25 protein-coding genes are annotated in these 25,597 nt (G+C 59.7%); 10 read left to right on the top strand and 15 right to left on the bottom strand.

The genetic code is table 11. The features are described from left to right. The first annotated feature begins 17 nt into the window (after positions 1 to 17). Complete coding sequence (locus NKF26_RS15595) at positions 18 to 1,403, top strand: phenylacetate--CoA ligase family protein (protein WP_253228377.1); 1,386 nt, start codon at positions 18 to 20, stop codon at positions 1,401 to 1,403. Between the two features lie 277 nt (positions 1,404 to 1,680). On the opposite strand, the gene NKF26_RS15590 is transcribed toward NKF26_RS15595, so the two are convergent. The 5 genes from NKF26_RS15590 to NKF26_RS15570 all read right to left on the bottom strand — a co-directional run bounded on the left by NKF26_RS15590 (position 1,681) and on the right by NKF26_RS15570 (position 5,493). Beyond that, on the bottom strand, positions 1,681 to 2,247 hold the full coding sequence (locus NKF26_RS15590) for a class I SAM-dependent methyltransferase (RefSeq protein WP_253228376.1): 567 nt from the start codon (positions 2,245 to 2,247) through the stop codon (positions 1,681 to 1,683). 42 nt (positions 2,248 to 2,289) lie between these two features. Continuing rightward, positions 2,290 to 2,688 carry a thioredoxin gene (gene trxA, locus NKF26_RS15585; RefSeq protein ID WP_253228375.1) on the bottom strand — a complete coding sequence of 133 codons (399 nt, stop codon included), beginning with the start codon at positions 2,686 to 2,688 and terminating at the stop codon, positions 2,290 to 2,292. A gap of 217 nt (positions 2,689 to 2,905) precedes the next feature. Further along, entirely contained in the window at positions 2,906 to 3,298 is a 393-nt protein-coding gene (locus tag NKF26_RS15580) for a hypothetical protein (protein WP_253228374.1), read from the bottom strand. Then, on the bottom strand, positions 3,295 to 4,131 hold the full coding sequence (locus NKF26_RS15575) for a ParA family protein (protein ID WP_253228373.1): 837 nt from the start codon (positions 4,129 to 4,131) through the stop codon (positions 3,295 to 3,297). The genes NKF26_RS15580 and NKF26_RS15575 overlap by 4 nt, the downstream gene beginning before the upstream one ends. A gap of 384 nt (positions 4,132 to 4,515) precedes the next feature. Further along, a complete protein-coding gene (locus NKF26_RS15570) occupies positions 4,516 to 5,493 on the bottom strand; it encodes an ornithine cyclodeaminase family protein (RefSeq protein ID WP_253234544.1) in 978 nt (325 codons plus the stop codon). Positions 5,494 to 5,565: 72 nt separating this feature from the next. Here NKF26_RS15570 and NKF26_RS15565 point away from each other — a divergent pair, with 72 nt between their 5' ends. The 3 genes from NKF26_RS15565 to NKF26_RS15555 all read left to right on the top strand — a co-directional run bounded on the left by NKF26_RS15565 (position 5,566) and on the right by NKF26_RS15555 (position 9,335). Further along, positions 5,566 to 6,711: an FAD-binding oxidoreductase gene (locus NKF26_RS15565; protein WP_253228371.1), complete on the top strand. Its 1,146-nt coding sequence runs from the start codon at positions 5,566 to 5,568 to the stop codon at positions 6,709 to 6,711. Between the two features lie 68 nt (positions 6,712 to 6,779). Further along, complete coding sequence (locus NKF26_RS15560) at positions 6,780 to 8,825, top strand: S9 family peptidase (RefSeq protein ID WP_253228370.1); 2,046 nt, start codon at positions 6,780 to 6,782, stop codon at positions 8,823 to 8,825. Positions 8,826 to 8,918: 93 nt separating this feature from the next. Further along, a complete protein-coding gene (locus NKF26_RS15555) occupies positions 8,919 to 9,335 on the top strand; it encodes an SPW repeat protein (protein ID WP_253228369.1) in 417 nt (138 codons plus the stop codon). Here the strand turns inward: NKF26_RS15555 and NKF26_RS15550 are convergent. From NKF26_RS15550 to NKF26_RS15540, 3 genes are all read right to left on the bottom strand, one after another. After that, entirely contained in the window at positions 9,332 to 9,568 is a 237-nt protein-coding gene (locus NKF26_RS15550; protein ID WP_253228368.1) for a hypothetical protein, read from the bottom strand. The two genes, NKF26_RS15555 and NKF26_RS15550, sit on opposite strands and share 4 nt — an antisense overlap. 59 nt (positions 9,569 to 9,627) lie before the next feature. After that, the gene (locus tag NKF26_RS15545) at positions 9,628 to 9,951 is read right to left on the bottom strand and encodes a HalOD1 output domain-containing protein (protein ID WP_253228367.1); all 324 of its coding nucleotides are present in this window, start codon (positions 9,949 to 9,951) and stop codon (positions 9,628 to 9,630) included. A gap of 167 nt (positions 9,952 to 10,118) precedes the next feature. Then, positions 10,119 to 11,447, bottom strand: coding sequence for a hypothetical protein (locus tag NKF26_RS15540; protein WP_253228366.1), 1,329 nt, complete (start codon positions 11,445 to 11,447; stop codon positions 10,119 to 10,121). Between the two features lie 134 nt (positions 11,448 to 11,581). Here NKF26_RS15540 and NKF26_RS15535 point away from each other — a divergent pair, with 134 nt between their 5' ends. Continuing rightward, positions 11,582 to 11,995 (top strand): EamA family transporter, encoded by a 414-nt coding sequence (locus tag NKF26_RS15535; RefSeq protein ID WP_253228365.1) that lies wholly within the window; start codon positions 11,582 to 11,584, stop codon positions 11,993 to 11,995. A gap of 116 nt (positions 11,996 to 12,111) precedes the next feature. Here NKF26_RS15535 and NKF26_RS15530 read toward each other — a convergent pair whose 3' ends face one another. After that, a complete protein-coding gene (locus tag NKF26_RS15530; protein ID WP_253228364.1) occupies positions 12,112 to 12,741 on the bottom strand; it encodes a helix-turn-helix domain-containing protein in 630 nt (209 codons plus the stop codon). A gap of 213 nt (positions 12,742 to 12,954) precedes the next feature. Between NKF26_RS15530 and NKF26_RS15525 the strand changes: the two genes are divergently transcribed. Next, positions 12,955 to 14,577, top strand: coding sequence for an MFS transporter (locus tag NKF26_RS15525; RefSeq protein WP_253228363.1), 1,623 nt, complete (start codon positions 12,955 to 12,957; stop codon positions 14,575 to 14,577). Between the two features lie 87 nt (positions 14,578 to 14,664). Here the strand turns inward: NKF26_RS15525 and NKF26_RS15520 are convergent, their stop codons facing one another. From NKF26_RS15520 to NKF26_RS15505, 4 genes are all read right to left on the bottom strand, one after another. Next, positions 14,665 to 15,186, bottom strand: a complete 522-nt coding sequence (locus NKF26_RS15520) for a hypothetical protein (protein ID WP_253228362.1) — start codon at positions 15,184 to 15,186, stop codon at positions 14,665 to 14,667. 219 nt (positions 15,187 to 15,405) lie between these two features. After that, positions 15,406 to 16,287, bottom strand: a complete 882-nt coding sequence (locus NKF26_RS15515) for an ABC transporter permease (protein WP_253228361.1) — start codon at positions 16,285 to 16,287, stop codon at positions 15,406 to 15,408. Continuing rightward, positions 16,284 to 17,303: an ABC transporter ATP-binding protein gene (locus NKF26_RS15510; protein ID WP_253234543.1), complete on the bottom strand. Its 1,020-nt coding sequence runs from the start codon at positions 17,301 to 17,303 to the stop codon at positions 16,284 to 16,286. Before NKF26_RS15510 ends, NKF26_RS15515 begins: the two co-directional genes overlap by 4 nt. 250 nt (positions 17,304 to 17,553) lie before the next feature. Next, a complete protein-coding gene (locus NKF26_RS15505) occupies positions 17,554 to 18,072 on the bottom strand; it encodes a hypothetical protein (RefSeq protein ID WP_253228359.1) in 519 nt (172 codons plus the stop codon). Between the two features lie 221 nt (positions 18,073 to 18,293). Here NKF26_RS15505 and NKF26_RS15500 point away from each other — a divergent pair, with 221 nt between their 5' ends. Further along, positions 18,294 to 19,211 (top strand): helix-turn-helix transcriptional regulator, encoded by a 918-nt coding sequence (locus NKF26_RS15500; RefSeq protein ID WP_253228358.1) that lies wholly within the window; start codon positions 18,294 to 18,296, stop codon positions 19,209 to 19,211. A gap of 81 nt (positions 19,212 to 19,292) precedes the next feature. Next, positions 19,293 to 20,528 carry an MFS transporter gene (locus tag NKF26_RS15495; RefSeq protein ID WP_253228357.1) on the top strand — a complete coding sequence of 412 codons (1,236 nt, stop codon included), beginning with the start codon at positions 19,293 to 19,295 and terminating at the stop codon, positions 20,526 to 20,528. 67 nt (positions 20,529 to 20,595) lie between these two features. Here NKF26_RS15495 and NKF26_RS15490 read toward each other — a convergent pair whose 3' ends face one another. Continuing rightward, complete coding sequence (locus NKF26_RS15490; protein WP_253228356.1) at positions 20,596 to 22,350, bottom strand: alkaline phosphatase PhoX; 1,755 nt, start codon at positions 22,348 to 22,350, stop codon at positions 20,596 to 20,598. A gap of 314 nt (positions 22,351 to 22,664) precedes the next feature. Here NKF26_RS15490 and NKF26_RS15485 point away from each other — a divergent pair, with 314 nt between their 5' ends. Continuing rightward, positions 22,665 to 23,615 (top strand): DedA family protein, encoded by a 951-nt coding sequence (locus NKF26_RS15485; protein ID WP_253228355.1) that lies wholly within the window; start codon positions 22,665 to 22,667, stop codon positions 23,613 to 23,615. A 9-nt stretch (positions 23,616 to 23,624) separates the two neighbouring features. Here NKF26_RS15485 and NKF26_RS15480 read toward each other — a convergent pair whose 3' ends face one another. Continuing rightward, positions 23,625 to 24,035 (bottom strand): DUF2391 domain-containing protein, encoded by a 411-nt coding sequence (locus NKF26_RS15480; protein WP_253228354.1) that lies wholly within the window; start codon positions 24,033 to 24,035, stop codon positions 23,625 to 23,627. 261 nt (positions 24,036 to 24,296) lie between these two features. Here NKF26_RS15480 and NKF26_RS15475 point away from each other — a divergent pair, with 261 nt between their 5' ends. Next, on the top strand, positions 24,297 to 25,586 hold the full coding sequence (locus tag NKF26_RS15475) for an FAD-dependent monooxygenase (RefSeq protein ID WP_253234542.1): 1,290 nt from the start codon (positions 24,297 to 24,299) through the stop codon (positions 25,584 to 25,586). Positions 25,587 to 25,597 lie beyond the last annotated feature (11 nt).

Here is a 25,597-nt window from a genome sequence, read left to right as displayed (position 1 = left end):
AACGGAGGTATTCAAAGATGGCCAAATTGAGTCAGGTAGGAAAGTTTCAGATTCGTTTCGACACCCTTCGAGCGGCACGCACGACCCCAGTCGAGATAAACGCTCGACAGCAGCGACGACTCGAAGATTTACTCGATTTCACATCTCGAGAATCGCGGTTTTATAAGCGTCTGTACGGAGATATCCAGTTTCCGATCACCAACCTCGAAGACCTCCCGATTACGTCGAAACCGATGTTGATGGAACACTTCGAAGACATCGTTACCGATACAGCTGTGACACGGAATGAAATCGATGCATTTGTCGAGGATGAAAATGCGATCGGGAAGCGATTCCTCGGCAGATATCCAGTATGGACGACTTCCGGCACGACCGGAGAACCTGGTATTTTTCTTCAGGACGATTATGCGCTAACTGCTGCTGGCGTGGCAAGTACTCGATGGTTACGGTCTCTACTGAACGTCGAAACGGCGAAGAAATTGGCTCGAAACGAACTCCGGGCGGCAATGATTTCCATCGATGGTCATCACTATGCGGCCGCATCCGGTGTTACCATGCTACAGCGCCGGTATCCATTCCTTCGAAATCGATTCAAAGTATTCTCGCCTAAAAGATCTCTCCCGGAGTTAGTAGCGGATCTCAACGACTACCAGCCAGCACTCATCACCGGATACGCCAGTGTAATTAAAGAACTCGCCAGAGAACAGACGAAAGGTCGGTTAATGCTATCACCAGCGTTCATTTCCACGGGCGCTGAACCTATCTCAGTCTCCGAAAAACGTGAACTGTCCCGGATATTTGATTGTCCTGTACGAGAGATATATGGTTCGACGGAATTTTTCGCACTAGGAGTCGAGTGCGAACACGGAAATCTCCACGCCAATAGCGATTGGGTGATTTTGGAACCAGTTGACGAAGAGTATCAACCGGTCGAACCCGGTAAGCCATCGGCGACGGTTCTTCTGACGAACCTCGCGAATCGCATTCAACCACTCGTTCGCTACGACTTGGGGGATAGTATTACGATGTACGAGGAGCCGTGTTCGTGTGGGAGTCCGTTTCCTATTATCGAAATCGGTGGCCGCCAAGGTGAGATTCTTCATTTCTCGACCGATGACGGGAGAACCATTCCGGTTTTTCCGCTTCCCTTATCGAGCACCGTTGAGCAAGTTCAGGGAATCCATCGAACACAAATAATACAAACCGACCCACGGTCGCTCACCATCAGGTTAGATACAACAGATGACGCCGACGAACGGGTCGTCTGGGAACAGGTTGAATCCGCCCTTCACGAATTTTTAGAGCGATTAGAAATTACGGGAATCAATATTAAGAAATCATCGACGCCTCCACAACGAGAGTCTACTAGTGGGAAATACAACCACGTCTGGTCTGAAGTCTGAGAACGAAGAAGATGTCGAATAATTCACATTAAGGATACGTTTTTTTGAACTTCGTTGGTGACTATCGAGGCTTCCAATTGTAAATGGCCTGTTGAGTTTGTATAGCAAATATCGATTTATGGGTTCATCGTCTCTCTTCGCCCTGCCATACCGACATCCGGTAAAACGCGTTTCAGTACGACGATTGCATCGTGCTACAGCGGTGCGAAGCGAGTCGATAGTATTTCGATCCAGAACAGCCATTGGTATCGCAAGCAGTATTCGTCAGTGTGTCAGGTTACCGCCTCGCGACGAACACGAACGTCTCCGCTCGCTCTTTTCCGTACCGAACTTCGAACCCGGCCGATTCTACCAACTCCGTCGCTGCTTCGAGGTCGTATCGCTCATCGACCGACGGTCCGTCTTCACCGCGACCCGCCCCGCTCCAGTCCGCCACGACCAACCGACCACCTGAACCGAGAACGCGGGCGACTTCCGCGAGCGCGTCCTCGTCCGCGAACTCGTGGAACGTCATCGTCGAAAACGCGGCGTCGAGTTCGTTTTCGTCGAACGGCAGGTCGCCGACGTCCGCCGTGACGAGTGAGACGTTCTCGGGGACGCCTTTCGCACGATATTCCTCGTGCATCGCGTCCTGTACGTCTACCGCGTAAACGCTCACGCCGATTCCCTCTCCGAACGAAGCCACATCGTCGGTATAAAAGCCGGTCCCGCTCCCGAGGTCGGCAACGGTTTCGCCATCGGCGAGGTCGAGATACGAGAGCAACTCCTCGCGGGAGACGTACCGATAGCGTCCGGTGTCTTCGAGCTTTGCTGCCTTCTCGGGGTCGAACGTGTGAAATCCCATTTTTCGTTTTGATCGAAGAGCGGGGGGAACGAAGAACTTTCCTTAGGCGTACCGTCCGATCAGATCTCTGAGCTTCGATTCGTCCTGCATCCCGACCACTCTCTGTGCCGGTTCCCCGTTCGCGTACAACTGGAGTGTCGGCACGCCACGCACGCCGTTTTGCTGTGCGAGCGGTTGGTGTTGGTCGATATTCACCTTGGCGACGACCGCCTCGGTCTCGCTCGCCACTGTCTGGATGGCTGGCTCCATCATCTTGCACGGCCCACACCAATCCGCGTAGAAATCCACCAACACCACATCGTGTGATCCGACTAGCTCATCGAGGTGTGCCGCACTTTCGACGCGAACCGGTTTTGCGACGGTTCCCTGTTCTTTTTCCGCATCCTCGTTCATCATTTTCTCACGCTTCTGCGCTCTAATCTCTTCGAGTTCGTCCGTCATCTATCCCCCAATAGGTGTCGTTCCGACTTAATGGTTTTGCATGTTCCACACATTTCTGTAGTCCGTATCTAGCATGTTGTCCGGACTGCTGGTGGGTAGGATTGAACCGGGATATGTCTGGATATCTATACAGAAAGCTGTCTGAATTTCTCGATATAATTCTATCCGTGTTTACATGCGGATGTACACCCGGATATCCGATAGCAAGAAGCGACCTTTACCGACGACCGTATCCCCACTCTTCCATCACGTGCTGTACATCGTCCACGTTTTCGAGCCCCGCACGAATGAGCGCCTCACGGACGTCGAGGGCCATCACCTTGTCTCCGTCGAACGTCTGGCTCAACTCACGTTCGAGCTCGTCGATTTCGGTCGCAGTTTGGTCTTGCACGTATACCGGAACAGCGTCCCGGTCTGCTTTCACCGTTCGTCGCGCGAAAATGAACGGCAAGGGGTTCGGATCCGGTTCGGTGGTCGACTCCTCCGGTTCCGACTCGGCTGTGACCGTCTCTACACTCGACCCCGACGCTGTAGTCGATTCCGTGGCATACCCGTCGAGTTCGTCGCTGTAATCGTCGTCGGTCGCACCGTATCTATCGTCCTTCGTCATGCTTCGACCTCCACGACATCGACCGTCCCCTGTTGGATGATCCGCGCCAGTTGCTCGAAGTTCGAAAGCAGGTCCTCTTCGTACTCGCGGAGATCACGCGTTTCCTCGCTTTCCGCGAATTCGAAGAGATTCATCTGATTTTTCCACGCCTCCTTCAGCACGTCACGCTTTCGCACGCCGAACGGGGTCACCGGTTTGCCGTCCGTCTCCAGTTCCTCGCGTGTGTCACGGTAGATGTTCGAGTCGCCGACTTCGTTCGGTACCACGGCGAGAATCCCGAGGTTGAACCCGTCGTCGAACTTCTTGAACCCGCGCTCCATGCTGTCGAGGGTGTCTTCCAACCCTTCGATGGAGATGCTTCCTTTGCGGGTGAGTTCGATAGGGATGACCACGTTTCGTGCAGCGACGAGCGCGTTGTCCACGAGAACGTTCAGCGTCGCCGGTGGATCGATGATGAAGTAGTCGTACTCCGACGCGACGGATTTGAGTGCCGATCGGAGCTGGAACTCCCGGAGCGAGGTGTTCCGCGCGGCCATCTCACTCTCGATGTTTGCCAATCCCTCGTGGGACGGTACGAGGTCGAAGTCCTCCGTTTCGACGATGAGCGATTCGATGTCCTTCTCATCATTCAACAGAACGTCCCCGAGGTGGTCCCGGTCGCCGGTCTTCAATTCCTGATAGCCGACGTGGTCAGTCAAGCTGCCCAGTTGGGGATCCAGATCGATGACGAGAACCCGCTCGTCCTGTCGTCCCAGCGCGGCGGAAATGTTGGTCGCCATGGTCGTCTTACCGACCCCACCTGACTCGCTCCACAGTGTGATGGCTCGCTTCATACAGTCGGTTGATATACCCTTCTCCCTCATAAATTCTCGTCAGACAATTGGGCTAAACTATTCGGATAGCTATCTATCTGGATATCTATACAGATATCTCCCTGCATACCTGAGCGTGATATCGAAGTCCTTCGGCGGTTTCTTGTGGCTCCTCCTTCCCTCAATTCCAAAAAATTGCTCCTCAACCGTTCTACCGTCGGATTTCTCGGTAGATTTCTAGTTGTATAGCTATCTGGATGGCTTTCCAGACATGTCCCCGAATATTCTTGCCATCTCTACTCACCGATCATTCTCCCGTTCGGATCGGATTTCTGAACAGATTTCTGGCAAGCTATCTGTCTGGATATCCCTCCATCCCGTCTGGAAAATCAGTCTCGCTGGCCGCTACAGTTCGACTTCCTCACTGGTCTCCGTCTCAACCGCTCGCTCGAAAACGAACTCACTCGTGGCCGCATCGAGCACGGCCGATCCGACGCTTTCGACCACGATAATCTCTCTATCGTTGTCGCGGCCAACCCTGTCTTCGAGAACGTCGGTGAGCGGAACGAGGTCGGATTCGCCGAGGTCAGTTGCCAGCAAATCCCCTATCTCCGCGACCTCTTCCGGAACGTCGGCGAACGTCTTGTCGGCACGGTCGAACGTTTTGCGATCGAGTTCACGCATCTCGGACGTGTAGGCACCGATGGCGATGACGAGTGTTCCGGGTTCGAGCGCCTCACCCGAGAAGACGGGACTGGTCGCCGTGGTCGTCGTGACGACGACCGTCGCATCCGCGACCGCTTCCGCCGCCGACTCGACTGGCGTCGCCGGAACGTCGAGGTCGGATTCGAGTTCGTCAGCGCACTCGTCCTTCGAATCGCTCGGCGAGTAGACGCGGATCGACTCGACGTCCGTCGCGGTTGCGATACACCGTGCTTGCCAGCGGGCTTGTGTTCCCGCCCCGATGATCCCCAGTTTGACCGGCGAGGACGCGGCGAGTTCGGCGGCCGCGATTCCGCCGATACAGCCCGTCCGTGCGTTCGTGATTCTCGTCCCGGCGAGGAACCCGGCGGGCAATCCAGTCTCGGCTTCGGTCAGCGCGATTTGGGCGTTCACGGTCGGCAGTCCTCGGTCGGCGTTTCCCTCGTACACGCCGACGAGTTTGGTGGCGTAGTAGCGTGCGCCGTGGATGTACGCGGGCATCACGAGACCCGTTCCGAGGGGGGAATCACCGACGATTCCGGTACCAACCGGAAAGTGCGGGCGGTCTGGTCGTTCCACTTCGCCACGGCCCTGTTTGACGAAGGCTTCGCGCACCATCGGGAGCAGGGATTCGATGTCGAGGAGCGACGCCACGTCGTCGTCCGAGATGAGACGAACCATATCGGTCCTTTGGCTCGGACATGCTTATTTCCCGACGATGGAACCATTAGCCAGCGGTCCCTTTTCGACGGTATGCGAATAGTTGTCGTTGGTGGCGGAATCGTCGGCTGTTCGAGCGCGCACTATCTCGCACAGCGCGGAGCAGATGTGGTCCTCTGTGAGCGCTCGAACATCGGCGCTGGAAGCACCGAACGTTCGGCTGGCGGAATTCGGGCGCAGTTCTCGACCCCCGTCAACGTCGCGCTTTCGCGGGCCAGCATGCGCGTCTGGGATCGATTCGAGGACGAGTTCGACGCCGACATCTCCCATCGACGCTCGGGCTATCTCTTCCTCGCCCGGACTGACGACTCCGTGGAGGAACTCGCGGAAACCGTCGCCATGCAAAACGAGCAGGGTGTACCGAGCGAGTCGCTCACTCCCGAGGAGGCGCTGGAACACTGCCCCGGTCTTCGTGCCGACCGTTTCCGGTCGGCGACGTACTCACCGACAGACGGCTTCGCGGACCCGCATTTGGCGCTTCAAGCGTTCGCCACCCGCGCCCGTGAGGACGGGGTGGACATCCGTACCGGCGTCGAGGTGACGGATGTGTTGCGGGACGGGGGTGGCGTTACAGGCGTCGAAACGACCGCGGGGCCCATCGACGCGGATTTCGTCGTCAACGCGGCCGGACCGTGGGCGGGCAGAGTCGCGGCGATGGCGGGCCTCGACCTTCCCATCTCGCCCGAGCGTCGCCAAATCGCGGTCGTCGACCCTGAAACGCCCGTTCCCGAGTCGGTTCCCTTGGTCATCGACCTCGATACGGGGTTGTACTTCCGACCGGAGCGCGAAGGTGCCGCCATCGTCGGCGGCCATTTCGGCGGGGACACGACGGTGGACCCGAACGCTTACGATCACTCGTCCGACCTCGATTGGACGATAGATGCGGTCGAGAAGGCGGCGGAGTTGGCGACGTACTTCGGTCCCGACTCCCGAATCCGCCGGGGATGGGCGGGCCTGTACGCCGTCACGCCGGATCACCACCCGATTATCGAGGAGACGATTTCGGGCTTCGTGAACGCCGTCGGCTTTTCGGGCCACGGGTTCCAGCACGCACCCGCGACCGGTCAACTCGTGACGGAACTCGTCTTCGACGGGGAAGCGTCACTCGTCGACATCTCGGGTCTCGACTCCGCCCGATTCGCGGACGGTCGGACCGTCGACGAGCGAAACGTGGCGTGATCCTGGCAGTGGACCGTTCGATTTGCTGGTGGACATACAACTAAGCCGTTCCCGTGGAACCTTCATCCATGACGGAGACGTTCGAAATCGACGATTATTACGACCTGACGTTGGTGAGCGACCTCTCGCTCTCCCCGGACGGTTCCCGCATCGCGTTCGTCGCGGACGAGTTCGACCGGAGGGCGGACGACCGACGAACCTCGCTGTTCGTCGTTCCGGCGGACGGGGGAGAGGACCCGTATCGACTCTCGCGGGCTTCCGATGCCGGGGGACCGAAATGGTCGCCCGACGGTTCGAAACTCGCGTTTCTCGCCGCCCGCGACGAGGACGTTTCCCTCGCCGTGGGGGCGGGAGCGGGCGAGGAAGATGAGGACGAGGGAGACCGAAAAGAGTCGAACGATGAGGACGACGAACCCAAACCGCAGGTCTGGGTGTTCGACATGGTTCGGGGTGGCGACGCACGGCAGGTAACCGACCGCGACGAGGGTATCGACGGGTTCGACTGGGGACCGGACGGCGAGCGACTCGTCATCTCGTCGCGCGACCCGACCGAGGACGAGGATGCCTATCTCTCGGAGCTCCGGGATGGCGGTCCCGTCGAGACCGAGCGACTGCAACATCGCTTCGACGGCAAGGGGTTTCTGGACGAAGTGACGACCTACCTGTTCGTAGTCGACCTCGAAACGAGAGAAACCCGCCGCCTCGACGATGCCTACGGCGGCGGTGCGTACGAACCCATGTTCGGACTCCAACCCGCGTGGGGACCGGATGGAATCGCGTTCCTTTCGGACCGTTCGGAGCGGCCGGACGATTCGAACACGATGGACGTGTACATCATCGACCCCGACGGGAGCGACTGCCGGAAGGTCACCGACTCCGACCTCACGGCCAATTCGCCTCGCTGGTCGCCCGACGGGTCGAAACTCGCGTTCGTCGGCGCACATCCGACGAACGTCCACGTTCCGAATCAGGTGTACGTCGCGGCGGACGGCGAGTACCGGTCCGTCACGGAATCGCTCGACCGCACCGTCGCACGGGTCGGGCGACTTCGATGGGAGGACGACGAAACGATTCTCGTACCCATCGGCGACGAGGGAAGCACTCGTCTCGTCCGCTGTCCGGCGGACGAGGACGCGCCGACGTTCACCTTCGATTCACAGGGCGACTACCTGACGGTCCGAACGTTCGACGCCGCGGGCGGGACGGTCGCGTTCCTGCTCACAGACGCGGAGACCGTTGGCGAACTGTCCACCATGGCCGTGAGCGACCTCGATACCGGCGAGCCGACCCGGATAACTGCACTCAACGAATCGTTCGAGGAGACACACGCCATGCCCGATTGTCGGCGGGTCGTCTACGAGAACGAGTCGGGCGACGACATCGAGGGATTCGTCTACTATCCGACCGATTTCGACCCCGACGACCCCGACCCACGGCCCCTCGTCGTCTCCATTCATGGTGGCCCCGTCGCCTACGACGCGCCCGAATTCTCCTTCGAATACGCCTACTGGGCGGACGAGGGGTACATCGTGTTTCGCCCCAACTACCGCGGTAGCAGTTCCTACGGACAGGAGTTCAGCGAAGTCATCCGTGGTGAGTGGGGACCACGCGAATCCGAGGACGTGCTCGCGGGCGTCGACCACCTCGTCGAACGTGGCTGGGTCGATTCCGACCGAACGTTCGTTACTGGACTCTCCTACGGCGGTATCACGACCGGTTATCTCGTGACGAGAACGGACCGGTTCGCCGCGGCCGCCGCCGAACACGGCATCTACGACCTCCGTTCGGCGTACGGAACCGACGACGCCCACCTGTGGTGGGAGAACGATTTCGGTCTGCCGTGGGAGAATCCCGAGGGCTACGACGCCGCATCGAGCATCACCGACGTCGAAAACGTCGAAACTCCGCTTTTGGTGACTGCTGGTGACGAGGATTGGCGGTGCGCGCCGTCACAATCCGAGCAACTCTACGTCAGCGTCAAGAAACGGGGCGTTCCCTCGAAGCTCGTCATCTACCAGGGTGAGCATCACAACATCGGCGACCCGGACAGGGCGGTTCACCGCATCGAACAGCTCACGGAATGGTTCGAAACGTACGACCCGAATCGGGCGTAACGGCACCTTAGCGGTTGTACGATTCGGTTTTCGTCTTAAACGGTCGCTCGCTTTATTCGTTCGCTCGCCCTACCCTCTTCCGGGGAAACACTAATGAGTGAAACAGAAGCAAGGGAACGAACGACACGGAGTACCGACTCCCGTGAATCGGGACTGAAATGGCTGAGTGGGTTCGTCTCGCTCGTGGGGGCATGGATATTCGTCTCCGCGTTCGTCTACCCGTCGATGTCGATGACGAGTTACTGGAACAACCTCATCATCGGCGCGGCCATCTTCCTCATCGCGGGGTACAACTACTACCGCATGTCGCGTGGGATGGGGAACAGCGTGGGGAGTTCGTCGTTCGTCGCGCTGCTGGGTCTCTGGATGATACTCACTCCGTTCATCATGACCGCCTCGACGGCGTTCTGGAGTGACATCATCTCGGGTATCGTCGTCGCGATCGTTGCCGGGTACAACGCCTACGCGGGACGGAGCGAGCGGGCGGGGGCGCCTGCCGGAACCGCCTAAATCCGTTCCAACTTATCCAACTGAAACGACGCGAGGTGGTAGCGGGTGATGAGCACCGCGAACCCGACCATCACGACGGCGAACATGGCGTTGAACGAGAGCGCAGTCTGATGGGCAAAGCCGTTCCACAGTTGGGCGATTCCCAACAGTATCGGACCAAAGCTGAATAGCCCAGTTTGTACTGGGAGTTCTTGACAGAGTTCGCGGAAAGTAACGGGTGCTTTTTCGGTCATTAATCGGTTCTTGACGCCATTCGTAGCCGGGTATTGAATACCGTTTCGGATTCGATCGACTACTCGGACGAGTCGTCGGCGGGTGCGTAGATGATGATATCACCGTCCGCTTGGACGACGATTTCACAGCCACGTGCGTTGAAGACGACCTTTCCTTCGGTTCGAGACGTCCCGTCGTGTTTCTGCTTGAAAATCGCGTCCAACGCGTCGGGGTCGACTCTGTCGTACAACCACGTCTGTCTCTCCGTATCCTCCCCGACGACATCGTCTATACCCCGAATGATTCGGGTGCTGGTATCGTCGGTGTCGCCCGTGACACGATACGCCGCTCGTCCGTTACGGTCGAGTTCCGTCGCCCGTTCTGTGAATTTCCCTTCTTTCATAATAGACCGTTTCGTGGACTCAGTTAGAGACGTAAACTGAGTACAGCAATAAAAGAACCTCGATCGAAGCTGAAAGGAACGGTCGCGTACCGTCATCGTCTCAGCAACACCTCGTATTCAGACGCAGGGAGGATAGAACAGCGCAGCCCAACCGTCGTAACGATATCTCACGACCGATAGCGCATCCCCAGGCCGAGCAACGCGAGCGCGATAATCGCTATCGGAACCGTGAATCCGGGGAGGCTCGTCCCCTCGGACGACCGATTCGTCCCTTGGGACGAACCAGTCTCCTGGACTGTTCCTTCCGTCGTGGTTTTCGAATCGGTCGTCGATGCTTGCTGACTCGCCGCTCCGGGGCCGAGTTCGAGAATCCAGCCGTCCTTGCCATCCGCGCCGAACCCGCCGGTCTGTCCGGCGAGGATATAGCCTCCGTCGTGCGATCGTACGGCCGGCCATGGCTTGTCCCACGAGTCGCTCCCGTACGCCTTCTCCCAGTCGAGGGTTCCGTCGGACCCGGTTTTCACCACGTATCCGTCCGAACTGCCGATTCCTCCCGTCAACGTTCCGCCGGTGAACAGGTAACCACCGTCGTCCGTCGGCATCGCCGAGTCGAGCCAATCGACCTCGTCGCCGCCGAACCGTTTCTCCCACTTCAACTCGCCACGCTTGTCGTATCGGAACACCCAACCGTCACGTGACTCGCCGCTTTCGGACTCGCCCGCGATGACGACACCGTTCTCGTCACCGGTCGCCGCCCACACCGCCTCACGATCCGAACCGCCGTGGGTCCGTTGCCATTGTCGTTCCCCGTTTTTCCCGACGCGGAGTATCCATCCGTCCTGACTGTCGCCGTCGAGTTGCCCCGCGACGAAGTACCCATCCGACGTGGGAACGACGGCCTTGAACAGCCCTCCAGAGGTTCCATCGGGTGTGGCGTACGTCTTCTCCCACGTCTTCGCGCCCGATCCGTCCTGTTTGAGAAGCCATCCGCCGGTACCCGAGTCTCCCTGCGTCCATCCCGCAAAGATATACCCCGAATCGGCGTGTTCGACGCCGTAGAACGCGCCGGTGCCCGGCGTTCGCTCTCGCTGCGTCGAACCGTCCGCCCCAAGTTCGAGTATCCACCCCATCGGCGTTCCGTCGCGGTCGGTCCGTCCGGCGACGACGTATCCGTCATCGGTCGTCGCGACGGAGTAGAACCTGTCCGTTCCCGGCCCGGAGAACGTCCGCGTCCACTCCTGTTCACCATTCCCATCGACCTTCATGACCCAGCCATCGATACCCGAACCATCGCTCTCCGTCTCTCCGGCGAGGATGTAGCCGCCGTCGTCCGTCGGAGCGATGTCCGCGAAGATATCGTCGCCGGAACCGCCGTACGTTCGGTTCCAGCGCTCGCTCGGTTCCTCGTTCGCCTGCATCCCCTCCGTGCCTATCGTCATCGCCCCGACGGCGAACGCGACGATGAGGACGAGTGTGAGTATCGTCGGGCGTCTCATGTTCGTGGAGTCACGGATAGGGCAGTTTGTTATACTTCGACTACGCCCGAATCAGGCACTCTCTGACCCACGGTTGACACCTCCTTCTCCGCCGGAATCCGAACACATTCGTCCGTGTACCGTTTCTCAATCGCATGGTTCGAACAGCTATCTACTTCGCACTGGTCGGTATGCTTACGTGGGGCGTTTGGGCGGTGTTCGCCGACCTCGCCACCCGTACCCTCGCACCGGAAGTGGCGATGGCAATCTCGTACGTCGTCGGTGTGGGCGTCGCGATCGCGTACATCGCCGTCCAATCCGACCCCGTATCCCTCTCCGGGTCCGGCGTCGCCTTCGCCGTCGCCGGTGGGGTATTCTCCGGTATCGGTTCCATCAGTTACTACGCCGCGCTTCAACGAGGCAATACCGCAATCGCGACGACCGTTACTGCCCTCTACTTCGTCGTCGCTGCGGTCCTCGGCGTGTTGTTTCTCGGCGACTCCGTCGATTTGCGGGATTTGGCGGGTATCGGGCTCGCTATCGGTGCTGTCGCCCTTCTGGCGACGTGAGTTGACGAATATGTATATTCTATCTCGCTATACACAAACTCCGTCTCCGGGTAACCCATCGTCCGGCAAATGGATTTCATCCGGACGAAAACGAACCCGTCCCCGATTTCCGACCGCTACGACTGTCTCGCAACGAATTCCGTGATTATCCGTCGTTCCGCGCGATGGAGGACGTCACCTGCAGTCGTCTTGTGAACGTCCATTTCGGCGGCGAGTTCCGTCAGGGTACATCCTCGAGGTGTCTCGTAATACCCTCGGTCAACCGCTTTCTCGATGAACTGCTGCTGACGAGCGGTGATGAGATCGTCCGGGTCGAGACTTTGGACGAGGGATCGGATGTTGTACGCGATTCCCGCGGATTCGAACGAATCCGTGAGTTCGGACAGTTGTGCGTGCGACGTAGCCTGGGTAGCGGTGACCGTTCCATCACGGAATACGACGGGATATCGGGGAACGGTCCCCGAGTCGGATACCAGTCGTTGCATTTTCGGCTCCGGTGAACGATATTCGATGATCACGACTTCCCCGTCGGAATCCATCTCCCGAAACGAGTGGAGGTCCTCGACTTCGCCCAACTCCTCCCGAATCGCGTTCGGGTTTCGAGTCCTTGCCTCCAAAATCCCGATCGTTCCATTCTCCCCCGGATACGACGCTAAAATTCGAAACTCGTCCTCGGGATGGGACGACGAGAGCGCGACCAACCAGTTAGCCGGTGGGTCGGGAATCTCGATCTGAACTCGTGGCATGGTTACCGTGACGCCCGACCGAACTTGTCACTGTCGGATGATTCCTACATGTAGGTGGAAGACTCATCCGTGGCGCACGGAAATACCGAACCATGCGTATTCAGATATGTCTCTGGACTCACTCGAATCACGGTGAGTATCGATGGGAGTAGCGTACGAACCGACGAATGAAGCGCGAACGACGTACCGTCTGCGATGTGGAGGCCGGTCGCAGTGAGCGGCGGTCATCCCACTTCTTCGCCCGTCGAAGAGTGGCCTCGCCGTCGGCTTGCTATCGTCCTCGGCGGGTTGATGCTCGCCATCATGCTGAGCGCGCTCGACCAAACTATCGTTTCGACTGCACTTCCGACCATCGCGAGCGACCTCGGAAGCGTCAAAAACTACTCGTGGATCGTCACTGCCTATCTGATCACGACGACGGCTTCCGCCGCGCTCTACGGCAAACTCAGCGACATCTACGGTCGGCGCGCGCTCTTCACTGTCGCGGTATCCGTTTTCGTGGTCGGTTCCGCGCTCTGTGCGGCCGCCGGTTCGATTCCGGTCGTGAACCAATACATCGACGGCATCGTCCAACTCGCGCTCCTCCGTGCGCTCCAGGGTATCGGTGCGGGCGGCCTCTGGGTGCTCGTGCTCTCCATCCTCGGCGATATGTTCGGGCCGCGCAAGCGCTCCGAGTACATCAGCTACATGCTCTCGGGCTTCGGGGCGGCGCTCGTGATCGGCCCGCTCGTCGGCGGTTGGTTGACCGAGCACTTCTCCTGGCACTGGATCTTCCTCATCAACCTTCCGCTGGGCGTGCTTTCGCTCGCGCTCGTGTGGGCTTACCTCGACATCCCGCAGGAGACCGTCGATCATCCGATAGACTACTTCGGCGCGCTCCTACTCGTCGCGGCCCTGACGACGCTCATCCTCGCGACTTCGTGGGGCGGCGGGGATTACGCGTGGGACTCGCCGACGATCCTCGGACTGTTCGGCCTGACGGCCGTCCTCGCGGTCGCGTTCGTCGTACAGGAGGTCCGAACGGCGGAACCGGTGTTCCCGATCGACCTCGTCTCGAACCGCGGCGTCGGCGTGGCGATGGGGCTGAGTTTCGTCATCGGTCTCGGCCAACTCGTCGGCGTCACCTACCTCCCGCTCTACCTCCAGGCGGTCACGGGCGTGTCCGCGACGAACTCCGGACTCCTGCTCCTCCCGTTGCTCGGCGGGATGATCGTCGTGTCCGCTATCACCGGCCAACTGATCAGTCGATACGGGCGACTGCGTGTCTTCCCCGTCGTCGGATTCGCAACCGCCTCGATCGGCTACTACCTCTTTTCCACGATGACACCGGACATGGGGTTCACGACCATCGCGGGTTTCATGCTCGTCACCGGCGTCGGACTCGGCTTCGTAAACCCCGTGCTGTCGCTTTCCGCGCAACTCGCCGTCGATCGGACGCGGATCGGGGTGGCGACCACGAGTGTCTCCGTCACCCGGAGCCTCGGGTCGGGTATCGGTGTCGCAGTGCTCGGTTCCGTCTTCACCTCGACACTCACGGACGATCTCACGAACGCGCTCGGGCCGAAAGCGGCGCAGTACGCGGGTGCGAGCCAGAACGTCAACGAGATCAGCTCGCTCCCGTCGGGAATCCAGCACGCGGTTATCAACGCCCTTTCCGGGAGTCTCACGACCATGTTCCTCTGGACGGTTCCCGTTATCGCCCTCGGCTTCCTGCTCGCATTCGCCCTTCCGAACCCGGACATGGACGAAGGTAGTCCCGGGACGCAGGGAACGGAGGACGGTGTCCCCTCCGAAGACGGCCACCGGGACGTGGGAACGGGTTCGACCGACGATTGAGTGGTTGGACGAGCATCCCGCTCGTGAACCACCGTCGAATCGACTTCGAAAAACGGATTCTTTTCGTGTGTTACCGACTGCGAATCGTCAGAAGAGGTCCCACCACGGTGACTCCGCATCGTCGTCGTGCCGTCGTCGCTTGGCGTCGCGCAACCGTCGTTTTGGAGCGTGCTCGCGGGCGTTCCGAACTCGGTCACCGACGGTCTGCCGACCGACGCCGCGGAACCGCGCCCATTCGGCTTGGCTGAACGGTCCCCGGTCGGCCATCCACGCGTCGAGCGCCGCGGCGGGTGGTACGCCAGCCTCGAAGTACGGGCGAAGCCCCTCGGCGGCGTGGTGGTGTGGCGACAGCGCTTCGATGGTGTCGATGAACTCCAGTCCGACGACGAATCCTTCGTCGTCGGGGAGGATCATGAAATCCCGAATCGAGAGGGCGTTCACGTCGGCCCACTCATCGAATCCATCGGGAAGCCGGTTCGTCTCCTCGAAGAAGATCTTTATCGTCTCGTCGTCGACCCGTACGTCGGCGACGTCGGGTCGGTCACGGACGTCTTCTACGATACGCTCGAAGCGGTCGGGTTCGTCGTCGGCATCTGGGGCCCAGCTCATCGGTTGCTCTCCGTTCTATCCACGTCTTCCGTGACGCGAGGGTTGAACGCTTCGGTCGCCGGTGCGATGGTACTCATTTCGCTCTCTGAAATCGTATAAGGCGTACATCTACTTAACAAATCCGGAGATGTACGCCTCATACGTACTTTCGACTTCCGACCTCCCGACTACCTCCCGATGTACCTATATTGTACGCGAACTGCAAAATACGGCTTCGGATCACGGACTCGACGCCCGATTCAAGAATCGGACAGCTATCGCCCCGAGTACGATGTCGAGGACGCCGAGAACGACCAGCGCCGGAACCACCGTATTCCAGACGCCGCCGAGTCCCGAGATGGTGAGAACGTTCGATACGTCTTGGTTCAGCATCAGTGCGCGAGTGGCGTCGATACCGTACGTGAGCGGGTTGATTTTCGCCACCGTCTGCACCCACGTGGGGAGCGAATCGATCGGGAGGAACGCGCTCGAGAGGAATAGCATCGGGAACTGGAGTATCATCATCGCGACGATGGTTCCTTCACCGTTTCCGGTGGCGACGGCGACGATGTTCGATAGCGCCGCGAACCAGATCGAGAACACCATCGCGACGACCACGATGCCGAGTACCCCCGGTAGACCGGTTGCGACGTACGTGCCGACCGAACCGCCGGTATCGAGCCACACGAGGACGTACCCGAGGACGAGAATGATGAACGTCTGTACGACGATTCTAACGACCTCGGAAAGCGACTTCCCGAGCAGCATTCCACCCCGATGGATCGGCGAGACGAGGATCTTGTCGAACATCCCGGTCTCCATGTCGTCCGTCAGTCCGGTACCCGACGAACCGGCGGCGAAGAACGCCGATTGAATCACGATCGCTGGTACGAGGTACGTGACGTAGTTGACGTTCTCGCCGAGCGACTGCGCCAGTACGCCGCTGGTGGCATCCCCGAACACCTGTGAGAACAGGACGAGAAAGATGATGGGTTGGAACAAGGTGAATATCAGCACCATCGGGTCACGGGTCGTCTTGATGAGCCAGCGCTTGAGGATGATCCAGACGTCGACGACGAAGCTATTCCCCGTCGTCGGGACTGTTCGTTCGGTGGTGCTCACGGGCTGACCTCCGGTGCGGCGGACGCGCCGTCCGTGTCAGTTCCCGTCGTGACCTCGTCCACGTGTTCGCCGGTGATGGCGAGGAACACGTCGTCGAGCGTCGGCGACCGAACGTCGAAGCCGACGACCGTGAAATCGTCGTTCCGCAGCGCGAGTAGGAGGTCGGTGCCGTTACGCCGCGCGTTCTTCGCGGTGAGGGAAATCCCGTCAGCGGTCGTTTCGATAGTCGCGTCGGCGAACAGGCCGGATTCGATCACGACCCGACGGGCACGCGCCCGCTCCTCGTCGTTCGATTCCTCGATCGTGATATCGAGAACGTCTCCGCCGACGCGCGATTTGAGCGCCTGTGGCGAATCGGTCGCGACGATTTTCCCGCCTTGAATCACCGACAGACGGTCACAGAGTTCGTCGGCCTCCTCCAGATACTGCGTCGTGAGGAACACCGTGGTTCCCTGTCGGTTGATCTTTCGGAAGTACTCCCACAGGTTGAGTCGTGCTTTCGGATCCAGCCCCGTCGTGGGTTCGTCGAGAAACACCAACTGGGGTCGGTGAACCAGCGCGGTTGCCACGTCGAGTCGCTTTTTCATGCCACCGGAGAACCGCTCGGAGCGTTTGTCCGCCACGTCCGCGAGATCGACGAGTTCGAGTAACTCGTTCACACGATTCGTCCGCTCGTCGCGTGGGACGCCGTACGCCTCGCAGGCGAAACGGATGTTCTCCCGTGCAGTGAGGTGTGGATCCACGCTGGTCTCCTGGGCCATGTACCCGATGGATTGGCGGACCGCCCGTGAATCCTCGTCCGTGTCGAATCCGTTGATCCGCACCGTTCCCGACGTCGGCCGTAACAGCGTCGTCAGCGTCTTTATCGTCGTGGTCTTTCCTGCACCGTTCGGGCCTAAGAAGCCGAAGAACTCCCCTTTCGGTACCGTTAGATTCACTCCACGGACCGCTTCCGTCCCGTCCGCGTACGTGAGGCGGACGTCGTCGGCCTCGATCATGTTCGAATCGTTACTCATTTTGTCGTCTCCACTCTCGCCTGAGACGTACGTATATTTAAATATACTGTATAATGTACGCTCTACACGTACTTTTTTCCTGAAGCGTACATCCTCCCCACCGACCGAGCACTGCTCAAGAAAAAACGGTTCCCGTAACGCGGTCCCGAGCGTTCGGGAGCCAAATCACGGGATTCGAAGGGTACTCCGGGTGATCGACGCACGACCGCCGGTTCGAGTGCGCGGACGCGTGCTCGAATTTATCCCGGAACTATTGTCGCGACCGGAACCGTCCTGGATCGTCGTTTCCGAACCGAGAGCGTGGGTGTCTGCCCGTGCCGTACCGGTGACGGAGGTGGTTACAGGCGGCGTGAAATCCGTCGCTTCCCTCGTGTTGGTCCCCATGGGACGGACCCCACTTCGCTCGTGCGAACGGTCCGCGGGCAGCCATCAGCGCCTTGCGCCGTGTGGCAGGGGAATGGTCCGCGTCGAGGTATCGACGGAGGTTGTCCACTCCGGATCGGAGGGACGACAGCGCTTCGACTTCGTCGGTGAAGGTGAGGTGAACGGCGAAGCCGTCGTCCTCGGGCCGCACCTCGACGTCACGAATCAGCAGGTCGTTGGCGTCGGCCCATTCGTCGAAGCCCTCGGGCAACGTCGTTTGCTCGTCGAAGGAAATGGTTATCGTCTCGTCGTCGTGCTCCACATCGGCGACTTCGGGACGGTCACGCACGTCCTCCACGATGTGTTCGATTCGGTCGTCGTCGGTATCGGGTGCCCAGTTTGCCATCAGTTCGTCCTCGTTCCGTGTTCTCCTTCCACCGCAGGAAGCGCGGTCATCGACAGTTCGGTCGTCGGCGTGGTGTTGCTCATCTCGTCATCGCCACCCATACGTGAAGCGTACACCTATTTATACCTTTCGCAAATGTACGTTTTGAGCGTACGACCTGTGTCTGGGGCTGTCGAGAACGCTCCCAATATCGCTATGCCGAAACGTCTCCAAGGTAGCGCATGAGCGACCCGTTTATCCACGAAGCCGAACCTCACGAGGTGTTTACGTCGCTTTCCGACGGAACTCGCCTCACGATTTTACAGACGCTTTGGGAGGGCAACGATTCCGGAATGACGTTTTCAGAACTGCGAACCGCCGCCGGGGAACGGGAATCGAGCGGGTTCAACTATCATCTCGGAAAGCTCGTGGGTCGGTTCGTCACGAAGGAGGAAGAGGAGGGTACGTATCGGCTCACCCAAGCGGGCAAACACGTTTGCGGTGCGATTGCATCCGGAATATACACGGCACGGGGTACGCTCGACCCGGTCGAATTGAACGACCGATGCGAAACGAGCGGAGACCGATTGCGAATCGAATACGAAAGCGAAACCATCCGCATCGGTTGTGACTCCTGTTCCTCGTGTCCATCCGGATGGAACGTCCCAGCACCACCGTCCGTCTTTTCAGGGTACGACCACGACGCGATTCCAGCGGTCGTGGACCGGTATATCCGAACGATATCACGACACGCTATCGATGGCTTCTGTCCGTACTGTAACGGTCGAATGCAACCGACGGTGCGACCGTCGGATCCGCCGAATACGGCCTCGACGTCGGCGACCGAATCCGAAGATACCAGCCATTTCCGTGGCGAACCGGTGGTTTCGTTCGAATGTCAACGATGCGGTGCCGATGCCGGACTTGCGCTCGACCACGCGCTTTTGCTCGCAAATCCGACCGTCGCCAATTTCTACTACGAACACGCTATCGTCGTCCGAGAGCGACCCGTCTGGAGATTTTCGGAGCTTTCCCCCGAGAGGGTGACCATCGTTAACCGAACTCCGCTCCGGGTGGACGTGACTTTTCGAGTCGATACGTCGTCGCTGACCGTCCACGTCGACGAGACGTTCGGCGTCTCCAGTTCTGACGGCTGCTGAACAGAACGACTATTCTGTTCCTCCGCCAACAGAAATATCGCTTGGATTACATTTATGGCTACCCTGCGAGTGGTTCGATTGATGCGAGAGCTCTTCCGAAACCCGACGTTCCGACGGCTGTTTTTCGGTCGAATCATCACGAACGCGGGCGACAGTCTCTACTACATCGCGGCGATGTGGCTCGTCTACTCCCTCAGCGACTCGACGTTCTACACAGGTCTCGCGGGTGCGTTGGTTCTCCTTCCGCAGACGTTTCAGGTCCTCATCGGACCGCTCGTCGACCGATGGAGCCTTCGGCGAACGCTGTTGGGAACCCAACTCGTTCAATGTGTTCTCGTTCTGGCCGTACCGCTGGCGGTCGTCACGGATCGATTTGTGGTCCCCACGGTGCTTCTCGTCATTCCGGTTGCCGGACTGGTCAACGAAATCGTCTATCCGGCGGAGAGCGCTGCACTCCCTCGAATCGTCGAAACGAAAGAGTTAGTCGATGCGAATTCGGCGTTCTCCTTCGCCTACGGCGGAGTGGATTTCCTCTTCAACGCCGTCGGTGGCGTACTCATCGCACTCGTCGGTGCGGTTTCGCTGTATCTCATCGACTCCGCCACGTTTGCCATCGCTGCCCTCGTCTTTGCCGATATTCGCGTTCCTACCGCAGAGCGATCGAACAGCGAGCCATCGTCATCGGCAGTCGGTGATTACGCCGAGAAACTGCGTGAGGGAATTCGGTATATTCGGGCTACAGTTCTCGTCCCGATTCTCGTCACCTTCGTCCTGTCCGGTGTCGCGGCCTACGCGACGATTGCAGTACTTCCCGCTTTCGGGGCAGCACACGGCGGGGCAGGGACGTACGGGATGTTCCTCGCCGGACTCTCCGCTGGACGGTTGGTCGGGGCTCTCGCGGCGCCGAAACTCAAACGGATACCGATACATCTGCTCGGTGCGGTCGGCTACTGCTTGGGCGGTGTTGCATGGCTCGCCGCGGTTCGGATGCAGTGGTTGCCGTTATCGACGGTCCTCGTCTGCCTCGCGTTCGTTCCGATCGGCGTCATGGACACGATACTCATCGCGATGATTCAGTCGCTCGTTCCCGACCGTCTCCTCGGCCGTGTGACCGCTGTAGTGTACAGCGTCACCGGTGTCGCAAAGCCGGTCGGTTCACTGCTCGGCGGGGCGCTCGCAACGATTGTCGGACTCGACTTACTGATGCTCGGGGTAACCGTCGGATTGTTTTCGATGGCGATCTTCTGGGCTGCTCATCCGCTCCTCCGCCGTGTCCCGGCAGTACAAGAGATAGAGTCTGACGCGTATGGATTATAACCGAGGGCAGACGAGTGAACGAGTCATTTGCCGCTCTCGGAAAAAATCGAACCTCGAAGTCGCCGACTTAGCAACCGTCGTCCTTCCCGTCGCCGTTATTTCCGTCCTCGTTGCCGTGGCCGTCGTTTCCTTTCCAGCTTCGCTTTCCGGGCGTGAACAGCCAGAGAACGTTGTTCTCGTGATCGCCGTCCTCGCCGACGAGAACGCGGCCGTCGTCCAAGGTGACGATGTTGTCCGGGTTGGCGAGCGTGTTCAGGAGCATTCCGTTCGCGTCTTTGCCGTCGTCACCGGGTGCGACGACGTTCGCTTCGGGGCCGCCGACCAGCGACGGTTCGATGCGTTTGATATCGTAGCTTCCAGTCAGTCGGGCGCTGTAGACCGCGCCGTATGTGTCCTCTTCGAGCATCACGTCGCCGTCCACGTCGCTCATCGTCGCGTGGACGTTCGAGCAGGCGATGTTGATAACGTCTCCCGGCTTGGCGTCACTCGGTGCGCTGATTCCTTCCAGTTTCTGCCACTCGTTGGTCGCGCCGAGCGCGGCCGCGGTCTTCCGGGTTTCGAGGAAGGCGACGCGGTCGTCCTCGGCGTTTCCGTTCGCCCACTCCCGAATCTCGTGGTCGGTGATGTACTTCGCCTCGTATCCGTCCGCGGTCGGGTCCTGATCGTCGTATTCGCTGATCCACGACTCGATCTCGTCTTCCTCGCCGTGTGCCAGTTCGACCCATTCCACGTCGAACCCGGCCTTCGTCACGTCATCCGTCGCATCCTGTTCGAGTTTCGCGGCGTAGAGCGTACCAGCACTCAAATCGCCCGCCTCGTCGGCGACGAACTTGTAGAGGACGCCCCCCTCGTAATCGTCGGTGAGGTAGACGGTGCGCTCGTCGCCGAGCACTTCGCCGACCTCGTGGGATGCCCGTCCGAGCGCGAAGCGCTTCGTCGGCGTCGCATCGCCGGTCGGGTCCTCGACCTCCACGATGAACCCGTAACGGTAGGCATTCCCGAAGTAGCCGAGGTAGTTCTCGAACGTCTTTTCGGCGTTGCCGTAGGTTTTCTCGTCGCTCTCGAACCACGCTTTCGCGTCCGGTTCGTACTCCTCACTGGACAGCGGTGTGTTCCACGGACTGAGCGAGCCGTTGCAGTTGTTCCACGTCCCTTCCATTCTCCGCACATCGAGATTTTCGATACTTCCGTCCTCGACAGTCCACTCCGCGCTGTCCCCATCGCGGCTGAGGAACATCCGCGAAATCATGCCGGGTTGGGCCTCCCAGTTCGTGAAGAGGTATCCCTCGTTTTCGCCGGTCGGGACGTACGCGTTCATGTCCGACTCGGCTTCGTCAGTGATCGGGTTCCCATCGGCATCGTTCGGCACACCGAGCAGGTCGCCGTTTCCGAGTTTTTGTGTCCCAGTTGCGAGCACCTGATGCTGACCGATTGCGGTTCGAGTCGTTTGCTTCTCGTCGTCCGTCGACGCGGCCGGAAGGTTCGGAACGTCCGTGGGAAATCCACTTCCGTCGATGCCGACGACTGCACCGACGACACTCGCGTCGTACGGTGTCGGATTATCCTTGTTCGGGTGCTGGACGTTCATGAAGAGTTGCCCGTCGGGTGCCATCCGAAGTCCCGTGACTTCGGCACCGAGTGGAACGGTCGCGAACCGAGTTAGTGCCGGTTGGTCGAAGTCGTTGCGAGGCTCCTTTTCGTTCCCTCGTTGGTGTTGACCGTTTCCGTCGTTGCCTTCCTTGGCAACCGAAACCCCTGCCGTCGAGAGTGCTGTCAAACCGAGGATACCGAGCGCCTTCCGTCGCGAGTATGTCTCTGCCATACGGTGATTCGATACGACCATCGGTTAATCAACGTATATAAGAGGTATTCCATGATATAACATCGAATATGCGGTACAATGTAGAACTACTTTTGTCGAAAATATATGTCCGCTGATCATCCACAAATCACCGCTTGCTTTCGGTTTGGGTTCTATATTCCGTTTTTCAACTCACGTTTGACTCGCGTCACTATCTTTAGCTAGTCTACTCACGAGTGCGACTGTAACCGCTTGCCAGCAGCCCTTCGACACGAAAGTCCGATTCCTGGCGCTACCAGTAAGTTGATAGCCGTTCTCACGTTAGATCCGATCGAATGTTTGATTGGGTGACTCACACCGTTCTCTCGTTCGTCTCCGACTACGGCTATCTCGCCGTCTTCGTGTACATGGCGCTCGAAACGGGATTCATCCTGCATTTCGCACCCAGCGAACTCGTCGTCCCGTTCGCGGCCACGCAACTCGTCCACGATCCGTTTTCCTTCGGCCTCTTCGTCCTCGACGCAACGCTCGGAGCGACTGTGGGGAGTGTCCTCGCGTACTACGTCCTCGGGAAGAACAGCGAATACGTCCTCGGTCGCTGGGGCTATCTCGTTCACGTCTCCGACGACGATATTCAGCGCGGCCAACGATGGTTCGGGCACTGGGGCGAGAGTTCCGTCTTCTGGGGTCGAATGTTGCCGCTGATGCGTGCCGCCATTTCGATACCCGCCGGAATCGCCGAGATGGACCTCCGAAAGTTCGTCACCTACTCCGCGAGCGGAGCGTTCATCTTCAACCTCCTGCTGACGTTCCTGGTGTACAGCGGTGCAGGAGAAACGTCCCCGCTCGGCTTGCTACTTTCCAAGGTCTCCGAGCAAGTCTCCGAAGTCGTGTCTTACGTCCAACTCCACCCACGGGTCGCCATCGTCGCCGGTGGCGTGTTCGTCCTCGCGCTGGCCGGTCTCTGGTTCTCCCGGGACTACATCCGTAAAAACCCGGTCGTCTCCCATCGCATCATGCTTCGGATCCTCTGCGGGAGCGGTACCCTCGTCGGCGTGTTGTTCCTGCTCGGCGCGACGGTGACGCCGCTCCAGTCGTTTCACGCCATCACGAACATCTGGGATAACCCGCTCTTTTTCACCCAGTTCGGGCTATCACCACAGTTCGCGCTGCTCTCCACCGGACTCGTCTTCTGTGCCAGCGCACTCGTCCTGTTCGAAATCGGGAAACGGATTCCGATCGAACGCCTCATCCGACGTTTTAACGCCGGGCGGTTCTCGTTATGACACCGACACCTACAGCACCGAATCGGCGACGGTTGCACTGATGGTCGTAAAGAGGCTGGTGACGAGAATCGCTTTCAGCGTCGTTCCGAGCGTCGCCCCGTAGAACGACGGTTCCCGAAGGAACACCACGATAGCCGTCGCCGTGAGTCCGGAGACGACGAACAGGGAGACGAGGCGAAGCGGTACCCCACCGACCGTTCGTTCCCGCTCGACGTCGTGGGTCTGGTCGGCGGAGTACAGCCCCAGATAGGCGATTCCGGAAACGAGTACGAGGGTCAAGAGAACCCGCACCGTGGACATTTGCTCGCTGACGAGCCACACGTCCGGCGGGATGATGAACCCGGCACCGAGGATCAACGCTCCGAGGAACTGCTGTGCGACATCGGCGAGTCGAAAGCGATTCAGTTTCGTTCTGACCACGCTCGTTCGAAATCTGACCGACCCCACCAATAGCTGTAGCGATGTTCTCCGGAAGTCCCCCGCCGTTCGTATCGATGCACCCACGCTTCCCCCCACTGTATAATCGGATACGGATTATACCGTCCCGGAAAGCTTTTGTCTTCGTTTTTGGAACCCACATCCGATGATTGCCTCCCCCTCACAGCAGTCCCTTCCGGTCCACGTCCGTCGGTTTCCCGAAACCGGACGTGTCGATATCGTTGCGTCCGTGGGGCCACAGCGATGACCGACGAGTCGGTGGATTCCGCCGAATCCGATCAGGCGGAACGAATAGAACGAACCGAACGAACCGAGCAGTCGGCGGACGTGGTGATAGTCGGTGCTGGTCCGGCCGGTGCCGTCCTCGGCTATCTGCTGGCCAGAAGCGGCGTGGAAACAGTTCTCATCGAACGCCAGCGGACGCTCGACAGGGAATTCCGCGGCTACGGGTTTCGCCCGCCGCTTCCGCGTCTCTTCGCCGAAATGGATCTCCTCGATGCCATCGAGGACCTCCCTCACGAGGTCATCACCCAGGGTACCGTCGTCGCCTATGGCAAATCGTATCCGGTGTTCGATTTCGACGAGCGGTACGTCCTCCTGTTGAAGCAACCGCCGTTGCTTCGCCTCCTCATCGAACGTGCACGGGAGTACGACACCTTCACGTTTCACAGCGGAACGACGTTCGACGGTTTCCTCCGTGAAGACGGTTCAGTCGCGGGGATTTCCGCGACGTCCCGCCCGAGCGGTGAGACGCTCGAAATTCGGAGTCGGCTGGTCGTCGGCGCGGACGGTCGGTTCTCGTCCACCCGGAAGGTCGCCGGAATCGATTCGGGAATGAACGAGACGGGTATCGAGGTTGTGTGGTTTCGACTGCCGTGTGCGGCGGCGGACTTCACGACACACATCCGGGTCGAGGACGAGGGTGTCCTGGTGTACTCCCCGCTGAGCGAGCGTGAATCCCAGTATGGGTTGCTCATCCCGAAAGGCACCTATCCGGCCCTGCGCGACCGCGGTATCGCCGACTTTCGGGAGACGGTTTCGGCCATCGAACCCGCCCTCGACGGCGACATCGACGAACATCTGACCTCGTTCGACGCGTGTTCCCTGCTCTCCATCCGCTCCGGGCTTGCGGAACGATGGACCGACGACGGCTTCCTGCTCATCGGTGACGCCGCACACGTCGCCTCGCCGATCGGTGCCGAAGGGAACAACTTGGCGATTCAGGATGCGCTCGCCGTACATCGTCTGCTCACGCCCGTCCTCCATCGCGGTGACGGTCCGCTCCCGGAACGGCTTCTCCGACGCGTCGAGCAGGTCCGTCGGCCCGCAGTGGAGGAGACGATACGTGCCCAGCAGTCGCGGGGGGACGGCCTCTCGTCGCTCCTCTCGTCGCGCGACCGTATTCCCGACGCGCTCGAACCGACCCTGCTACGAGGTGGGGCAGCGCTGATGAGCCTGCTGGCGCGGCTTCCGAGTCGTTCCTCGACGGACGAAAACGAGACCTCGGTCGATCGAACGCTCTTCGTCGACTGATCCGTCGGCCC

The organism is Haladaptatus sp. AB618, from assembly GCF_024136965.1.
In the GTDB taxonomy this organism is placed as follows: domain Archaea; phylum Halobacteriota; class Halobacteria; order Halobacteriales; family Haladaptataceae; genus Haladaptatus.
The sequence above is the reverse complement of the archived record's forward strand: the minus strand, read 5'-3'. Positions and strand labels throughout refer to the sequence as shown.

Excerpts from the sequence above, each read along its gene's own strand:
- NKF26_RS15475 (WP_253234542.1), top strand. The coding sequence starts at position 24,297 with ATGACCGACGAGTCGGTGGATTCCGCCGAATCCGATCAGGCGGAACGA.
- NKF26_RS15570 (WP_253234544.1), bottom strand. The coding sequence starts at position 5,493 with ATGGTTCGTCTCATCTCGGACGACGACGTGGCGTCGCTCCTCGACATC.
- NKF26_RS15485 (WP_253228355.1), top strand. The coding sequence starts at position 22,665 with ATGTTTGATTGGGTGACTCACACCGTTCTCTCGTTCGTCTCCGACTAC.
- trxA (WP_253228375.1), bottom strand. The coding sequence starts at position 2,688 with ATGACGGACGAACTCGAAGAGATTAGAGCGCAGAAGCGTGAGAAAATG.
- NKF26_RS15510 (WP_253234543.1), bottom strand. The coding sequence starts at position 17,303 with ATGAGTAACGATTCGAACATGATCGAGGCCGACGACGTCCGCCTCACG.
- NKF26_RS15545 (WP_253228367.1), bottom strand. The coding sequence starts at position 9,951 with ATGAAAGAAGGGAAATTCACAGAACGGGCGACGGAACTCGACCGTAAC.
- NKF26_RS15490 (WP_253228356.1), bottom strand. The coding sequence starts at position 22,350 with ATGGCAGAGACATACTCGCGACGGAAGGCGCTCGGTATCCTCGGTTTG.
- NKF26_RS15555 (WP_253228369.1), top strand. The coding sequence starts at position 8,919 with ATGAGTGAAACAGAAGCAAGGGAACGAACGACACGGAGTACCGACTCC.
- NKF26_RS15530 (WP_253228364.1), bottom strand. The coding sequence starts at position 12,741 with ATGCCACGAGTTCAGATCGAGATTCCCGACCCACCGGCTAACTGGTTG.
- NKF26_RS15495 (WP_253228357.1), top strand. The coding sequence starts at position 19,293 with ATGCGAGAGCTCTTCCGAAACCCGACGTTCCGACGGCTGTTTTTCGGT.
- NKF26_RS15505 (WP_253228359.1), bottom strand. The coding sequence starts at position 18,072 with ATGGCAAACTGGGCACCCGATACCGACGACGACCGAATCGAACACATC.
- NKF26_RS15580 (WP_253228374.1), bottom strand. The coding sequence starts at position 3,298 with ATGACGAAGGACGATAGATACGGTGCGACCGACGACGATTACAGCGAC.
- NKF26_RS15540 (WP_253228366.1), bottom strand. The coding sequence starts at position 11,447 with ATGAGACGCCCGACGATACTCACACTCGTCCTCATCGTCGCGTTCGCC.
- NKF26_RS15565 (WP_253228371.1), top strand. The coding sequence starts at position 5,566 with ATGCGAATAGTTGTCGTTGGTGGCGGAATCGTCGGCTGTTCGAGCGCG.
- NKF26_RS15535 (WP_253228365.1), top strand. The coding sequence starts at position 11,582 with ATGGTTCGAACAGCTATCTACTTCGCACTGGTCGGTATGCTTACGTGG.
- NKF26_RS15575 (WP_253228373.1), bottom strand. The coding sequence starts at position 4,131 with ATGAAGCGAGCCATCACACTGTGGAGCGAGTCAGGTGGGGTCGGTAAG.
- NKF26_RS15500 (WP_253228358.1), top strand. The coding sequence starts at position 18,294 with ATGAGCGACCCGTTTATCCACGAAGCCGAACCTCACGAGGTGTTTACG.
- NKF26_RS15590 (WP_253228376.1), bottom strand. The coding sequence starts at position 2,247 with ATGGGATTTCACACGTTCGACCCCGAGAAGGCAGCAAAGCTCGAAGAC.
- NKF26_RS15595 (WP_253228377.1), top strand. The coding sequence starts at position 18 with ATGGCCAAATTGAGTCAGGTAGGAAAGTTTCAGATTCGTTTCGACACC.
- NKF26_RS15560 (WP_253228370.1), top strand. The coding sequence starts at position 6,780 with ATGACGGAGACGTTCGAAATCGACGATTATTACGACCTGACGTTGGTG.
- NKF26_RS15550 (WP_253228368.1), bottom strand. The coding sequence starts at position 9,568 with ATGACCGAAAAAGCACCCGTTACTTTCCGCGAACTCTGTCAAGAACTC.
- NKF26_RS15520 (WP_253228362.1), bottom strand. The coding sequence starts at position 15,186 with ATGAGCTGGGCCCCAGATGCCGACGACGAACCCGACCGCTTCGAGCGT.